Consider the following 14,263-nt stretch of genomic DNA (forward strand, 5'->3'; position numbering starts at 1 on the left):
GAGACAGGTTCTAACCGCCCGCAACGCTCACGACCCCTTAAGCGCTGCCGCGGCGAGGTCGCGGCACTCGGCCAGGGTTTTGGTGCGCAGGGCGGCGCGGACCGCGGGGACGGCTGGCGCCGACATCGAGAGGCTGGTGATGCCCATGCCCGCGAAGATCGGCGCGAGGCCGGGGTCGCTCGCGGCCTCGCCGCAGATGCCGACCGGCTTGCCCGCGCGGGTGCCTGCCTCGGCGACGCGGGAAACCAGGTGCAGCAACGCGGGCTGCCATGGATCGAGGAGCGGGCCGAGTTCGCCGAGCATGCGGTCGGCCGCGAAGGTGTACTGCGACAGGTCGTTCGTGCCGATCGAAACGAAGTCGACCTCCGCCAGTATCGCGTCGGCCAAAATGGCCGCGGCGGGGATCTCGATCATCACGCCGACACGCGAGATGCCCTGCGCACGCGCGAGGCGCGCGAACTCGGCCGCCTCGGCGGGCGTCGCGATCATCGGTGCCATCACCTGAACTCGGGCGTCGTGATCCCCTGCCGCCAAAGCGATCGCCTGAAGCTGGGCTTCGAGCAACGCGGGCTTCCGCACGCCGATCCGGTAACCACGAACACCGAGCGCGGGATTGGGTTCGTCGCCGGTGTTGGCGAACGGGACCGGTTTGTCCGCGCCCGCGTCGAGCGTCCTGATGACCACCGGCCTTCCGCCGAACTCGGCGAACACCTTGCCGTAGGCGGAACGCTGCTCGTCGACCGTGGGCGCTTCGGTGCGGTCGAGGAACAGGAATTCTGTGCGGAACAGCCCAACCCCTTCGGCGTCGGACGAGGGAACGGCCGCACCGCCCACGTTCAGCAGCAGCTTGACCGGGTGGCCGTCCTTGGTCGAACCAGGGCCAGAGTGCCGCGCGAGTTCCGCACGGGCCAGCGAGGCCTGCCGCTCGACCTCGGCCACCACGGTGGGGTCCGGATCGCGGACGACCGTGCCCGCGGTGCCGTCGACCAGCACCTCGTCGCCGTCGGCGAGCCCGGCCGCCGCCGCGCACGCGACCACCGCCGGGATGCCGAGCGCACGCGCGACGATCGCCGTGTGACTGGTCGGGCCGCCCTTCTCGGTCACGATCGCGAGCACCTGCGCAGCGTCCAGAGTCACCGTGTCCGCGGGTGCGAGGTCGGCACTGACCAGCACATACGGCTTGTCCGACACCGGAAGTCCCGGCGGTGCGAGACCGAGCACCGAGGCGATCGCGCGGTCACGCAGATCGGCGAGGTCGGTGGTGCGCTCGGCGAGATAGCCGCCGAGCGCCGCCAGCTTCCCGATCTGGACGTCGAACGAGTCGCGCACCGCCCACGCGGCCGGTGAGCCGGCCTCGACAGCCGACCGGACGCCGTCTTCGATGGCCGGATCGGCCGCCAGTGCCGCCTGGACCTCCAGGATGTCCCGTGCCTCCCCGGTCAGCGGTTCGGCGCGGCGCTTGAGGTCCTCCGAGACCGCGAGCAGCGCCGCCACCGCCCGCGCGAGCTCGGCAGGCGCGTCGTCGGCGCTGCCGGGCCGCTCCGGCAACGCCGGTGGCGCGCTCATCCGCGCCACCGGCCCGAACACCGAGCCGGGACTCGCCGGGCTGCCGATCAACTCGTCCATCAGCTCAGTCCGGGCTCGATGGTCACCTTGATGGCCGTGCCGCTGCTGACGATGTCGATGGCCTCGAGCACACCGTCCAGCGGGAGCCGGTGGGTGATCAGGTCGGACACCGGCACGGCGCCGGTCGCGATCAGCTCCAGCGCCTGCTTGTTGTGCTCCGGGCTGGATCCGTTGGCGCCGTAGATGGTCAGCTCGCGGTAGTGCACGAGGTTCGAGTCGCAGGCGATGATCGGGTTGTCCTTCGGCAGCCCGCCGAAGAAACTGATCCGGCCACGCCGCGCCGCCATCCGCAGCGCGTCCTCCTGGGTCTTGCCCGCGGCGGCCGCGGTGATGATCAGGTCGGCGCCCCGGCCCTGGGTCAGCTCCAGCACCTGCTCGACGGAGTCCACTTCGGACGCGCAGATCGCCGCGTCCGGCTTGACCAGGTCGGCGGCCATGTCGAGCCTGCCCCGGTTGAGGTCGACCAGATACACCGCGCCCGCGCCCTTGGCCCTGGCGAGGCGCACGTGCAGGCAGCCGATCGGACCGGCGCCGACGACCACGACCACGTCGCCCTCTTCGACACCGGCGAAGTTCTGTCCGTTGAGGACACACGCGAGCGGCTCGGCGACGGACGCCTCCGCGTAGCCCACGTTCTCCGGGATGCGGTTGAGCCCGTCCACTTTGAGCACGTTGCGCGGGACGATCATGTACTCCGCGAAACCGCCGTCGAAGTGGTAGCCCATGGACAGCTGGTTCGGGCAGATCGTCTGGTACCCGCGCAGGCATTCACCGCACTCACCGCACGGGATCGCCGCGATGACCTGCACACGGTCGCCGGCGGCCCAGCCGCTCACGTCGGCACCCACCTCGACGATCTCGCCCGCGATCTCGTGCCCGATGACCCGCGGCGGGTCGATGTGGTGATGACCGTGCCGGAAGATCTTCAGGTCGGTGCCACAGGTGGAGGTGTTGTGGACCCTGATCTTGATCTCACCAGGACCGGGCACCGGCTCGGGCGCCTCCTCGATCCGGATGTCACCGGGTGCGTAGAAGCGGGCGACCTTCACTGATTTTTCTCCTCACCAATGGTTTTCAGCAGCCGGATGACCGTCTCGGCGTCGGCCGCCGAGCGGAGTTCCGCCGCTTTGTCGTCGTCCAGCAGGACGTGGGCCAGCGCCGAGAGAATGCCGACCTGTTCGGACCCGTTCGCCGCGATGCCGACGCACAGGCGGACGTCGTGCCCGCCCCAGTCGACACCGTCGGGGAACTGCAGTACCGCAAGGGAAGTGCGCTTGACGAACTCGCGCGACGCGTCGGTCCCGTGTGGAATGGCCACCTGGGCGCCGATGAAGGTCGACACCGACTGCTCGCGTTCGTGCATCGCGGGCAGGTAGTCCGCTGACACCGCGCCGATTTCCAGCAGTACCTTGCCGACCTGATCGATCGCGTCCTCGCGGGACGTGGCCGTGCAGCCGAGCCGGATGCCGTCGGCCGAAAGCGTTTCAGTCGGCAAGGGAACCGCCTCCGGAGATCGCCGCCTCCACCCGGTCGAACAGCGGGTCGCCGAGGAAGCTCTGGAAGCCCAGCACGACGGCGTCACCGGAAGCCTTGCGCGCACGGGAAACCAGGCCTTCCTGGCACAGCACCAGCTGCGCGTCGGCCGGGATCTCGTCGACCGGGGTGTGCTCCACCTTGACCTTGTACGGCTTGAGCCGCTTGGCCAGCTGGGAGGCGACCATCACGCTGCTGCCCATCCCGGCGTCGCAGGCGATGATGACCTTCTTGATGTCGCTTCCTTCGATGCTGCTCATCGGTGAACTCCCTTTCAGGCGACGGATCCGCCGTTGGCGACCTGCTGGCTGGTTTCCTCTTCGGCGGCGCCGCGGCCGAACTTCAGCAGCACGGCACTGATCATGAACGACACCGCGGCGGCGATCGCCACGCCGAGGATCACCCCGAAGAAGCCGCCCTTCGGCGTCACCGCGAGCACGGCGATGATGCTGCCCGGCGACGGCGTCGCGGTGAGCCCGGCGCCGGTGATGCTGAAGACGAGCACACCGGCGGCGCCACCGGCGATGGCGGCGAGGATCAGGCGGGGCGCGGCGAGGATGTACGGGAAGTAGATCTCGTGGATGCCGCCGAGGAACTGGATCAGCATCGCGCCGGGCGCGGTGGCCCGCGCGGTCTTCGCGCCGAACAGGGTGATCGCCAGCAGGATACCGAAGCCGGGGCCCGGGTTCGGCTCGATCAAGAACGCGATCGACTTGCCCTGCTCCAGCGCCTGCTGCACGCCGAGCGGGCTGAGCACGCCGTGGTTGATCGCGTTGTTGAGGAACAACACCTTCGCCGGTTCGACGATGATCGAGACCAGCGGCAGCAGGTTCGCCTCGACCAGTGTCCGCACGCCGGAACCGAGTGCCTTGGTGATGCCCTGCACCACCGGGCCGATGGCGACCATGCCGAGAATGGCCATCGCGCCGCCGATGATGCCGGCGCTGAAGTTGTTGACCAGCATTTTGAAGCCGGGGTGGGTCTTCGAGCCGACCTTGTCGTCCCAGAGCTTCAGCAGATAGGCGGTCAGCGGGCCGATCGCCATGGCGCCGAGGAACATCGGGATGTCCGCGCCGACCACGATGCCGATGGTCGCGACCGCGCCGACGACCCCGCCGCGGTGCCCGTGCACCAGGCGGCCGCCGGTGAACCCGATCAGCACCGGCAGCAGGATCTTGATCATCGGCTCGACGAGCAGCGCGAACTTCGCGTTCGGCAGCCAGCCCGACGGGATGAACAAGGCGGTGATCAGGCCCCAGGCGATGAACGCGCCGATGTTGGGCATGACCATGCCGGCGAGATGACCGCCGAACCGCTGAACCGTGACCCTGGCCTGCTGCGCCCTGGATGGGGCGGTTTCCGATTTAGTCATCGTTGACTTCCCGCTTTTCTAGGAATGGGTGATACGCGCGACGCGCACAACACGGCCTTTGATGTCCTCGACGCCCGGCATGGTGCTGCCGGGCAGTGAAACGGCGGCGGCGCCCCAGGCGACGGCCTCGGAAAGCGCTTCGGGCCCTTGCCCGCCCGCGGAAAGGAAACCGGCGAGCAGCGCGTCACCGGCTCCGACGGAACTGCGTACTTCGGCGGCGGCGTCGGCGTGCCACACGCCTTCGCCGTCGACCAGCACCGCGCCCTCGGCGCCCAAGCTGGCGAGTACCGCACCGGCGCCCCGCGCGCGCAGTTCGTGCGCGGCCTGGACGACGTCGTCGAGCGTCGGCAGCTCGCGGCCGACGGCCTCCTCCAGTTCGTGGAGGTTGGGCTTGATCAGCGCGGGCTTGGCGGCGACCGCCGCGACGAGTGCCGGTCCGCTGGTGTCGACGGCGACGCGGACGCCTTCGCCGGTCAGCCTGGCGACCAGCCCGGCGTAGAAGTCCACCGGCGCGCCGGGCGGGAGGCTGCCCGCGAGCACGACCCAGGTGGCGTCGGCGATGTTGGCCAGCGCGGCGTCCCTGATCGCCTCGGCGTCGGCAGGGGTCAGCGAGGGGCCGGCCTCGTTGAGTTTCGTGACGGTGCCGTCCGGCTCCACCACGCTGACGTTGCAGCGCACCGACCCCGTTGTCGGCACACACACGACATCAACGCTGTCGGCGGTCAGCAGCGCGACGAGCTGGGCGCCCTCGGCTCCGCCGACCGGCACGACGGCGCGCGTCTTGACGCCGTTGCGGACCAGTGCCCTGGCCACGTTGACACCCTTGCCACCGGGGTGGACCTGCGTCCGCGAAGCCCGGTGCAGCTCGCCCCGCTCCAGCCGGTCCACCTCGATGGTCCGGTCGACGCTGGGGTTCGCCGTCACGGTCACGAACACGCGTACACCACCTCACACTCGCACCGGATGTTGGTTTGAGTGATTTTGCATGGTTCTACGTTGGTTTACAAGCCCGGTTGCCCGAACGGCCGGTCCAGTTGTCCCTTCGGACACCCTGAACCGGCCGTTCACCCGCGGTTTAGCTATTACGCGGGGCAACTAGACGAAGATAAATCAACATGTTCGGACATCGACTACTCGACGGTGACGCTCTTCGCGAGGTTCCTCGGCTTGTCGAGATCGCGGCCGAGCTTGCGCGCGACGTGGTACGCGAACATCTGCAGCGGGACACCCAGCAGGATCGGGTCCAGCTCAGGCTCGGACGCGGGCACCCGGATGACCGCGTCGGCCAGGTCGGCGGGCAGGTCGGTGTTGGTCACCACGATGACCGGCCCGCCCCTGGCCTTGATCTGCTCGACGGTGCCGATGTTCTTGGTCACCAGGTCGTCACCGGGCACGATCACGACCGACGGCATGGTCGCGTCGATCAGCGCGAGCGGGCCGTGCTTGAGCTCCGCGGCCTGGTAGGCCTCCGCGTGGATGTACGAGATCTCCTTGAGCTTCTGCGCGCCTTCGCGCGCGACCGGCCAGGCACGCACGCGGCCGATGTAGAACATGTGCTCGGCGTCGGCGAACCGGCCCGCGATCTCGGCGATCTCCGCGTCCAGCTTGAGGATCTCCGAAAGCAGCGACGGGAGCCCGGCGAGCGCGTCGACGATCCGCTTGCCGTTGGCCACCGAGAGGTCGCGCACGCGGCCCAGCGAGAGCGCGAGCATCGCGAAGGCGACACCCATGTTGGTCACGGCCTTCGTGGACGCGACCGAGACCTCCGGGCCCGCGTGCAGCAGCATGCCGCGGCCGCATTCGCGGGCGATCGCACTACCGGTCACGTTGACGATGCCGATCACCCGGCCGCCCTTGCGCTTGAGCTCGCGGATGGCCGACAGCGTGTCGGAGGTTTCGCCGGACTGGCTGACCGCGACGTAGAGCGTGTCGGTCTCGATCACCGGGTTGCGGTAGCGGAACTCCGACGCGGCCTCGGCGTCGGCGGGGATCCGCGCGAACTCCTCGACGAGGTTGGCGCCGACCTGGGCCGCGTAGTACGCCGAGCCGCAGCCGAGGAACTTGACCCGGCGGAAGGACCGCAGCTCGGTCGGGTCGAGGTCGAGGCCGCCGAGGTGCGCGGTGGCGAAGCGCTCGTCGAGCCTGCCGAGCAGTGCGCGGCGGACGGCGTCGGGCTGCTCGTTGATCTCCTTGAGCAGGTAGCTGTCGAAGCCGCCGAGCTGGTAGTCCTCGTCGATGACCTCGACCGTGGTCGGCGTCTTGACCGTGCGCTCGGCCTTGAGCGTCCTGGTGCGGAACTCGCTCGCGGTCAGCGTCGCCAGCTCGCCGTCGTCGAGGTAGACCACGCGCTGGGTGTGCCGCACGATCGCGGCCACATCGGAGGCGACGAACATCTCGCCGTCACCGATGCCGAGCACGATCGGGCTGCCGTTGCGCGCGACCACCAGCTCGTCGGGGTTCTTGCTGTCGAAGACGACCAGGCCGTACGCGCCGTCGACGCGCAGCAAGGCGGTGCGTACGGCGTCTTCGAGCGAGGCCGAGTCGCCGAGCGCGGCGGCGATCATGTGCGCGAGCGCCTCGCTGTCGGTCTCACTGGCGAGCGCGACGCCCTCGGCGACCAGCTCGGCGCGCAGGCGCTCGGAGTTCTCGATGATCCCGTTGTGCACCACGGCGATGCGGCCGGAGGCGTCGGTGTGCGGGTGCGCGTTCGCGTCGTTCGGCTCACCGTGGGTGGCCCAGCGGGTGTGCGCGATGCCCGCGGTGCCGGTCAGCCCGTCGTCGACGAGGTCACGCAGCTCGTCGACGCGGACGGCCGCCTTGACGACCTTGAGCCTGCCCTTGGCGACCACCGCGAGACCCGCCGAGTCGTAGCCGCGGTACTCCAGCCTGCGCAGCCCCTCCAGCAGGATGGGAACGGCCGCCTTCGGCCCGATGTACCCGACGATTCCACACATACGTTGACTCCTTGGTTAGCCGTACACGATCCGGCGCAGCTGCCGCTCGCTCGGCGGGACCGGCGCGACCGGCCTGCCCGCGAGTTCGCGGGCGATCTCAGGCCAGATCTGCGGGTTCTTACGCCCGCGACGTCGTAGTTCGGCATGCCGCCTGCGCACGAACTGCTCCGTGGTCTCGCTGAAGTACGCGACCACGTCCGCGACCACGCGCGCCGCCGTCTCCGCGGGCAGGCCCGCGGACATGGCGATGTAGCGCGTCAGTTCGGCGTGCGGTGCCGGATCCATCGGGCCACCTTGTCAGGCGGCTTTCGGGTTGGCCAAGTTTCTTGCCCGATTTCGGGCAAGAGTGAGGTCCGGCGCACACCAAGTGGACGAACGGACAGTTTCCAACATAAACTCACACAGACGGACTCTTGATCACGGGCGGTGCAGGTGTACGCACAGGAGCGGCAGCAGCTCATCCTCGACCGGGCCCGCCTCAACGGCCGGGTCGATGTAGCCGCGCTCGCCGACGAGTTCGCGGTCACCATGGAGACCATCCGCCGCGACCTCACGGTCCTCGAGCAGCACGGCGTGCTCCGCCGTGTCCACGGCGGTGCCATCCCGGCCGAGCGCCTCGGCTTCGAAGCCGCCGTCGAAACCCGCGAAAGCGTCATGACGGCCGAGAAGGACCGCATCGCCAAAGCGGCACTGGACCAGCTCCCCGCCGAGGGCGGCACGATCCTCCTCGACGCGGGCACGACCACGGCCCGCCTCGCGGCCCTGTTGCCGCCCGAGTCCGAGATGACGGTCGTGACCCATTCGGTCGGCATCGCGATGGCGCTGGCCACCCGCGCGAACCTGACGGTGATGCTGGTCGGCGGAAGGCTGCGCGGGCGCACGCTCGCTTCGGTCGACGCGTGGGCGTTGCACGCGCTCAGCGACACCTACGTGGACGTGGCTTTCCTGGGCACGAACGGGTTTTCACGGGCACGCGGGCTGACGACGCCCGACTCGGCCGAAGCGATGGTGAAGCGCGCGGCGATCGGCGCGGCGCGCCGGAGCGTGCTGCTGGCCGACCATACGAAGGCGGGCAACGACCAGTTCGCGCGCTTCGGCACGCTCGCGGACCTCGACGTGCTGATCACGGACTCGGGCATCGACACGACCCTCGCTTCCGAGATCGCGGGCGCCGGCCCCCAGGTCATCACGGTCTGAAGTGCTCGTGAGTGGTATGGCCGGTTAGAACCGGCCATACCACTCACGAGGCGTTTCAGGCGGTGGCGCTTTGGAGCTTCAGCGGGTCGCGGGGTGCGGCAGGCTTGGCGTCGAGCATGCGCTGGCCGAGTTCCTGCAACTGCTTGCGCCCCATGGCCTTGCGCACCTCGGGGAACCACTCGTCCTCTTCCTCTTCGACGTGGTGGCGGACGCTTTCGGTGAGCACCGTGACCTTCGCGTCGAAGCGCTCGTCCTCGGGGTCCATACCGGCGAGTTCGCTCATCAGCCAGACCACGACGTGATGCTCCTCGACACTTTCGAGGACGTGGGACTTCGTGTCCGGGGCCGCGGAACGGGCCGCCGGGTAGAAGATCTCCTCCTCGATGAACGCGTGGACCGTGAGCTCTTCGATGATGGAGTCGGCGAGCTTTCGCTTGGTGGCGTGGGCGTTCGGGCCCGCCTTCTCGAACTCCTTGAACAGCTTTTCCACGGTCTTGTGGTCATTTTTGAGCAACACGATCGCATCGGTCGACATCTCAGCCGGTTACCCGTGGCGCGTCAGGCCAAACACCGGGTGGGTGAACCCGAAGTGTGAGGCCGGCTGGATGCGGGTAGCCATGTTTCATGACGCGACCCGAACACACCACCACGGACGCTGGAATTCCAGTCGAAAGCGACGAGCATTCCCTCACAATCGGCCCGGACGGGCCGATTGTGCTGCACGATCACTACCTCATCGAGCAGATGGCGCAGTTCAACCGCGAACGGGTGCCGGAGCGTCAGCCGCACGCCAAGGGCAGCGGCGCGTTCGGCCGGTTCGAGGTGACCGCGGACGTCAGCGCCTACACGAAGGCCGCCGTGTTCCAGCCGGACACCGGGACCGAGGTGCTGGCCCGGTTCTCCACCGTCGCCGGGGAGCGGGGCAGCCCCGACACCTGGCGCGATCCGCGCGGGTTCGCGTTGAAGTTCTATACCGCCGAAGGTGTTTACGACATGGTCGGGAACAACACGCCGGTATTCTTCATCCGCGACCCGTTGAAGTTCCAGCATTTCATCCGCTCGCAGAAGCGCCGCGCGGACAACAACCTGCGTGATCACGATATGCAGTGGGATTTCTGGAGCCTGTCACCGGAATCGGCGCATCAGGTCACCTGGCTGATGGGTGATCGCGGCATCCCGCGGACCTGGCGGCATATGAACGGCTACAGCTCGCACACCTACCTGTGGGTCAACGCCCACAACGAACGCTTCTGGGTGAAATACCACTTCAAGACCGACCAGGGCATCGAGTTCTTCACCCAGGACGAGGCCGACCAGATGGCGTCGGCCGACACCGACTACCACACCCGCGACCTGTTCGAAGCGATCGAACGCGGCGAGTACCCGAGCTGGACGCTGCACGTCCAGATCATGCCGTTCGAGGAAGCCAAGACCTACCGGTTCAACCCGTTCGACCTGACCAAGGTGTGGCCGCACGGGGACTATCCGCTCATCGAGGTGGGCAAGCTGTCGCTCGACCGCAACCCCACCGATCACCACACCGAGATCGAGCAGGCCGCGTTCGAGCCGAACAACCTCGTACCGGGCATCGGCCCGAGCCCCGACAAGATACTGCTCGGCCGGATGTTCGCCTACGCCGACGCACACCGGTACCGCATCGGCGCGAACTACCGGCAGCTGCCGGTCAACGCGTCCAAGTCGCCGGTGCACAGTTACAGCAAGGACGGCGCGATGCGGTACACCAACGTCTCCGATCCGGTCTACGCGCCGAATTCCAAGGGCGGCCCGCACGCCGACACCGAGCGCTACGGCAAACCCGCGGGCTGGCACGCGGACGGCGAAATGGTGCGCACCGCGTACACCTTGCGCGAGCAGGACGACGACTGGGGCCAGGCGGGCACGATGGTCCGCGAGGTGCTCGACGACGACGCCAGGCAGCGGCTCACCGACAACATCGTCGGGCATCTGCTCAACGGCGTGAGCGAGCCGGTGCTGCGGCGTGCCTTCGAGTACTGGCGCAACGTCGACAAGAACCTCGGCGAGAACATCGAATCGGGTGTCCGCGCCAAGCAGGACGAGAAGGATCCCAAGGCGGACAAGCAGGGCAACCCCGCGCGGTCGAGCATGCAGGACAAAGCCTGAGGGGCCAGCGGTGCCGGTGGTGAAGTACGGCCGGATTCGCCGCTCGTCGACGCCGGAGCGTGCGCCCGTCTTCACTGGCGCACGATCAGCCGATGACGCGACCGGAGCTCGTGCCACACTCGATACGGAAACGAGAAACCCGATCGGCACAGCGTGAGGAGTACCCCCTATGTCCGTAGCGACCAAGGCACTCGCACCCGACCAGATCGACCAACTCGGCAAGGAACTGGACGTGGTGCGGCAGCGCGTGGTGGCCGAACTCGGCTCGGACGACGCCGACTACATCCACAATATCGTTCGGGTGCAACGATTCTGCGAGGTCAGTGGCCGTGCGCTGCTGTTCGCGGGCTGGTTCCCGCCCGCCTGGTTCGGCGGCGTCGCCGCGCTGGCGGTGTCCAAGATCCTGGACAACATGGAGATCGGCCACAACGTCATGCACGGCCAATACGACTGGATGAAGGACCCCGCGCTGAACTCGAAGGCCTACGAGTGGGACATGGTCTGCCCCGGCGAGCAGTGGCGCCGGTCAGTTCGAGCGCGCGGACGGCGATCAGGCGCAACGCCTCGGTCGGATCGCCTGCCGCCAGCAGTTCGGCGGTGACCTCGATGGTCGCCTCCAGCCAACGTTGGCGGCGATGCGGGTCCTCGCCCGAGCGCGCGTTGTCCACCTGCTCACTGTCGCACGGCCCGGACCGCCGCAGGTGACGTTCGACTGCCTAACGGGGACGTTCGCCACTGTGCGGCTGGGCGCCACCTCCCGGACAGTGGAGGTAACGCATTCCCCGGTCCCCGGAAGGCGAACAAATGAATACGCAGGTCAAGGCCGTTGGCACGCTCACCGAGGCACAGGTCCACGCGGTACTGACCGCGGCGACGGCGGCGCAGGACAGCCGCGCCGTCCACATCCGTTGCACCGCAACGATCATCGAGCTGTCCGCCGACCCGGCGCGCCGCGCGGTGGTGCTGGCCTGTGGTGCGGCGCTGCTGAACCTCCGGCTGGCGATCCGGGCGCTCGGCGTGCTCCCGATGGTCCAGCTGGTCCCCGATCCGGACAGGCCGGACCTGCTGGCCGTGGTACGCCCGCTGGGCAAACTGGTCGTCACCCCCGCCGAACGACGGCTGACCAACGCCATCCCGCGGCGCCGCACGGCGCGCGCTCCGTTCACCGGCCGCGCGGTCTCGTTACCGGTGCTCAACGGCCTGCGGCAGGCCGCCAAGGCCGAACAGGCCTGGCTGGCCACGCTCGGCGCCCAGCAGTTGCCGCCACTGCGCACACTGCTCACCGAAGCCGACCCTGCCCACACCGGGAACGGTTTCGTGGCGGACTCGCTGATCGCCGTCATCGGCTCGTTCCACGACGAGACGATGGCCCGCCTGCAAGCGGGACAGGCCATGCAACGGGTGCTGCTCGCCGCCACGGCGGGCGGGCTCTCGGCGGCTTTCCTGCCCTCCGTGGTGGAAAAGCCGGACACCCGCAGGCAGCTACGCGGCCTGATCGGCGGGGCGTTGTGGCCGCAAACCTTGCTGTGGCTGGGATACGAGGCCGGTCACGGGTGCTGAGCCTGGTCGCGGAGCTCGGTCGCCAGCACGGCGGCCTGGGTGCGCCGCGCCATGCCGAGTTTGCCGAGCAACCGGGAAACGTAGTTCTTGACGGTCTTCTCGGCCAGGTACATGCGCTCGCCGATCTGCCGGTTGGTCAGTCCCTCCCCGATCAGGTCGAGCAGCGTGCGCTCCCGGCAGGTCAACCCGGCGAGCGGCCCCGGCTCCTCGGTGGCCGCGCGCAGCCTCCGCATCAGCGCGGCGGCCGCCCGGTTGTCCAGCAGTGAGCGCCCCGCCCCCACCACCCGGACGGCGTCGACCAGCTCGGTCCCCTTGATGTCCTTGATGACGTAGCCCGCGGCGCCGGCGAGTATCGCGTCCGTCATGGCCTCCTCGTCGGTGAAGGACGTGAACATCAGGCAGCGCAGCGCGGGCAGCTTCGAACGCAGATCGCGGCACAGCTCCACACCGTTGCCGTCCGGCAGCCGCACATCGAGCAGCGCGACGTCCGGGCGCAGCGCGGGAACCCTGGCCAGCGCTTCGGAAACCGACGACGCCTGCCCGAGCACCGTCATGTCCGGCTCGTCGCCGATCAGCTCGGCGACGCCCCGGCGGACCACCTCGTGATCGTCGACAAGGAACACGGTCAGCATCGGACGCTCCAAGGGTCGGCACCGAGGACGACGCGGGCTCGGCCACTCACGTGCGAGATGCTCTCGACACGGCTGATCCTACGCCGCGGGGGTACACTCGGGTGATCACCCAGGACCCCGGTGCGCTGTCATCCGCGTCCAGGGAGGCCTGATGAATCCCCCCGTTTCCGTTCCGGCCGACGCTGCGCCCCAGCACGGTAGCGATTACGCGAAACTGTCCGTCATCGTCAGGAACGCGGGCCTGCTGCACCGGCGTCATGGCTACTACGCGCTCAAAAGCGGGCTGACACTGGCCGCGTTCGGCGGGGCCTGGGTGGGGTTCGCGTTTCTCGGTGCGTCATGGTGGCAGCTGTTCGTCGCGGCGTTCCTGGCGATGGCGTACACCCAGGTCTCGTTCCTCGGCCACGACGCCGGGCACAAGCAGATCTTCCGCCGCCGCCGTCACAACGATGCGGTCGGCTTCTCGCTGAGCGGGCTGGTCGGGATCAGCTACGGCTGGTGGATCGACAAGCACACCCGCCATCACGCCAACCCCAACCACGAGGAATCCGACCCCGACCTCGACATCCCGGCGCTGGCGTTCACCATGAAACAGGGTGGCGCGAAACAGGGTTTCCTGCGCTGGATGGCGAAATACCAGGCGTTCCTGTTCTTCCCGCTGCTTCTGCTCGAAGGCCTGAACCTGCACTGGGCGAGCATCCAGGCGGTGTGGCGCGGCGAGGTGAAGGCACGACGGCTGGAGTTCGGGCTGATGGCCGGGCACATCGTGGCCTACCTGACCGCGGTGTTCCTGGTGCTGCCGCCGTCGATCGCGTTCGTGTTCATCGCGGTGCACCAAGGACTGTGGGGCGTCTACATGGGATGTTCGTTCGCGCCCAACCACAAGGGAATGCCGTCGATCGACGAGGGACACGGGCTGGACTTCCTGCGCAAGCAGGTGCTGACCGCGCGCAACGTGCGTGGCGGCCGCTGGACGGACTTCATGCTGGGCGGGCTGAACTACCAGATCGAGCACCACCTGTTCCCCAGCATGCCGAGGCCGAACCTGCGCCACGCGCAGCCGTTGATCCGCGATTTCTGTGCGGCACAAGGCATCAGCTACGCCGAATGCGGCGCGCTGCGCGCCTACGGTCACGTGCTGAGCCACCTGCACGCGGTCGGCGCGCCGCTGCGGGCGACGCGGCCCTGAACCTCTTAGTCGGCCCGTCCTTGGAACCTGGGTCGTGAGTGGTACGGCCGGTTAGAAC

General features: G+C 68.5%; 14 protein-coding genes and 1 pseudogene. 5 read left to right on the top strand and 10 right to left on the bottom strand.

From position 1 onward, the window contains the following. Nucleotides 1–27: 27 nt before the first annotated feature. The 8 genes from ptsP to ACFV15_RS45135 form a co-directional block, all read right to left on the bottom strand. Nucleotides 28–1,626, bottom strand: a complete 1,599-nt coding sequence (gene ptsP / locus ACFV15_RS45100; RefSeq protein ID WP_378359259.1) for a phosphoenolpyruvate--protein phosphotransferase — start codon at nt 1,624–1,626, stop codon at nt 28–30. Then, nucleotides 1,626–2,675: a zinc-dependent dehydrogenase gene (locus tag ACFV15_RS45105; RefSeq protein WP_378359261.1), complete on the bottom strand. Its 1,050-nt coding sequence runs from the start codon at nt 2,673–2,675 to the stop codon at nt 1,626–1,628. Before ACFV15_RS45105 ends, ptsP begins: the two co-directional genes overlap by 1 nt. Then, nucleotides 2,672–3,121, bottom strand: coding sequence for a PTS sugar transporter subunit IIA (locus tag ACFV15_RS45110; protein WP_378359263.1), 450 nt, complete (start codon nt 3,119–3,121; stop codon nt 2,672–2,674). Before ACFV15_RS45110 ends, ACFV15_RS45105 begins: the two co-directional genes overlap by 4 nt. After that, nucleotides 3,111–3,419, bottom strand: coding sequence for a PTS lactose transporter subunit IIB (locus ACFV15_RS45115; protein WP_091291316.1), 309 nt, complete (start codon nt 3,417–3,419; stop codon nt 3,111–3,113). The genes ACFV15_RS45110 and ACFV15_RS45115 overlap by 11 nt, the downstream gene beginning before the upstream one ends. 14 nt (nt 3,420–3,433) lie before the next feature. Further along, nucleotides 3,434–4,531: a mannitol-specific PTS transporter subunit IIC gene (mtlA, locus tag ACFV15_RS45120; protein ID WP_378359265.1), complete on the bottom strand. Its 1,098-nt coding sequence runs from the start codon at nt 4,529–4,531 to the stop codon at nt 3,434–3,436. Nucleotides 4,532–4,549: 18 nt separating this feature from the next. Further along, nucleotides 4,550–5,467: a 1-phosphofructokinase gene (gene pfkB / locus ACFV15_RS45125; protein ID WP_378359266.1), complete on the bottom strand. Its 918-nt coding sequence runs from the start codon at nt 5,465–5,467 to the stop codon at nt 4,550–4,552. Between the two features lie 194 nt (nt 5,468–5,661). After that, entirely contained in the window at nt 5,662–7,485 is a 1,824-nt protein-coding gene (gene glmS / locus ACFV15_RS45130) for a glutamine--fructose-6-phosphate transaminase (isomerizing) (protein WP_378359268.1), read from the bottom strand. A 15-nt stretch (nt 7,486–7,500) separates the two neighbouring features. Next, nucleotides 7,501–7,770 carry a hypothetical protein gene (locus tag ACFV15_RS45135; RefSeq protein WP_378359269.1) on the bottom strand — a complete coding sequence of 90 codons (270 nt, stop codon included), beginning with the start codon at nt 7,768–7,770 and terminating at the stop codon, nt 7,501–7,503. Nucleotides 7,771–7,917: 147 nt separating this feature from the next. Between ACFV15_RS45135 and ACFV15_RS45140 the strand changes: the two genes are divergently transcribed. Further along, the gene (locus tag ACFV15_RS45140; protein ID WP_378359280.1) at nt 7,918–8,682 is read left to right on the top strand and encodes a DeoR/GlpR family DNA-binding transcription regulator; all 765 of its coding nucleotides are present in this window, start codon (nt 7,918–7,920) and stop codon (nt 8,680–8,682) included. A 55-nt stretch (nt 8,683–8,737) separates the two neighbouring features. On the opposite strand, the gene ACFV15_RS45145 is transcribed toward ACFV15_RS45140, so the two are convergent. Then, the gene (locus ACFV15_RS45145) at nt 8,738–9,217 is read right to left on the bottom strand and encodes a hemerythrin domain-containing protein (protein WP_378359271.1); all 480 of its coding nucleotides are present in this window, start codon (nt 9,215–9,217) and stop codon (nt 8,738–8,740) included. Between the two features lie 89 nt (nt 9,218–9,306). On the opposite strand from ACFV15_RS45145, the gene ACFV15_RS45150 reads away from it, so the two are divergent. The 3 genes and pseudogenes from ACFV15_RS45150 to ACFV15_RS45160 all read left to right on the top strand — a co-directional run bounded on the left by ACFV15_RS45150 (nt 9,307) and on the right by ACFV15_RS45160 (nt 12,384). Beyond that, nucleotides 9,307–10,824, top strand: coding sequence for a catalase (locus tag ACFV15_RS45150; RefSeq protein ID WP_378359273.1), 1,518 nt, complete (start codon nt 9,307–9,309; stop codon nt 10,822–10,824). Between the two features lie 169 nt (nt 10,825–10,993). Next, nucleotides 10,994–11,353: pseudogene (locus tag ACFV15_RS45155) on the top strand (acyl-CoA desaturase); the annotation flags it as partial. A gap of 275 nt (nt 11,354–11,628) precedes the next feature. Next, nucleotides 11,629–12,384, top strand: a complete 756-nt coding sequence (locus ACFV15_RS45160; RefSeq protein ID WP_378359274.1) for a hypothetical protein — start codon at nt 11,629–11,631, stop codon at nt 12,382–12,384. Here the strand turns inward: ACFV15_RS45160 and ACFV15_RS45165 are convergent. Then, nucleotides 12,372–13,016 carry a response regulator gene (locus tag ACFV15_RS45165; protein WP_378359276.1) on the bottom strand — a complete coding sequence of 215 codons (645 nt, stop codon included), beginning with the start codon at nt 13,014–13,016 and terminating at the stop codon, nt 12,372–12,374. The two genes, ACFV15_RS45160 and ACFV15_RS45165, sit on opposite strands and share 13 nt — an antisense overlap. A 151-nt stretch (nt 13,017–13,167) precedes the next feature. Here ACFV15_RS45165 and ACFV15_RS45170 point away from each other — a divergent pair, with 151 nt between their 5' ends. Then, nucleotides 13,168–14,205, top strand: coding sequence for a fatty acid desaturase family protein (locus ACFV15_RS45170; RefSeq protein WP_378359278.1), 1,038 nt, complete (start codon nt 13,168–13,170; stop codon nt 14,203–14,205). Nucleotides 14,206–14,263: the final 58 nt, after the last annotated feature.

It is taken from the genome of Amycolatopsis sp. NPDC059657 (genome assembly GCF_042734395.1).
Taxonomy (GTDB): Bacteria; Actinomycetota; Actinomycetes; order Mycobacteriales; family Pseudonocardiaceae; genus Amycolatopsis.

Bases quoted from the DNA above. Each gene is read 5' to 3' on its own strand.
- ptsP (WP_378359259.1), bottom strand. From the start codon at position 1,626: ATGGACGAGTTGATCGGCAGCCCGGCGAGTCCCGGCTCGGTGTTCGGG.
- ACFV15_RS45115 (WP_091291316.1), bottom strand. From the start codon at position 3,419: ATGAGCAGCATCGAAGGAAGCGACATCAAGAAGGTCATCATCGCCTGC.
- mtlA (WP_378359265.1), bottom strand. From the start codon at position 4,531: ATGACTAAATCGGAAACCGCCCCATCCAGGGCGCAGCAGGCCAGGGTC.
- glmS (WP_378359268.1), bottom strand. From the start codon at position 7,485: ATGTGTGGAATCGTCGGGTACATCGGGCCGAAGGCGGCCGTTCCCATC.
- ACFV15_RS45135 (WP_378359269.1), bottom strand. From the start codon at position 7,770: ATGGATCCGGCACCGCACGCCGAACTGACGCGCTACATCGCCATGTCC.
- ACFV15_RS45145 (WP_378359271.1), bottom strand. From the start codon at position 9,217: ATGTCGACCGATGCGATCGTGTTGCTCAAAAATGACCACAAGACCGTG.
- ACFV15_RS45150 (WP_378359273.1), top strand. From the start codon at position 9,307: ATGACGCGACCCGAACACACCACCACGGACGCTGGAATTCCAGTCGAA.
- ACFV15_RS45160 (WP_378359274.1), top strand. From the start codon at position 11,629: ATGAATACGCAGGTCAAGGCCGTTGGCACGCTCACCGAGGCACAGGTC.
- ACFV15_RS45165 (WP_378359276.1), bottom strand. From the start codon at position 13,016: ATGCTGACCGTGTTCCTTGTCGACGATCACGAGGTGGTCCGCCGGGGC.
- ACFV15_RS45170 (WP_378359278.1), top strand. From the start codon at position 13,168: ATGAATCCCCCCGTTTCCGTTCCGGCCGACGCTGCGCCCCAGCACGGT.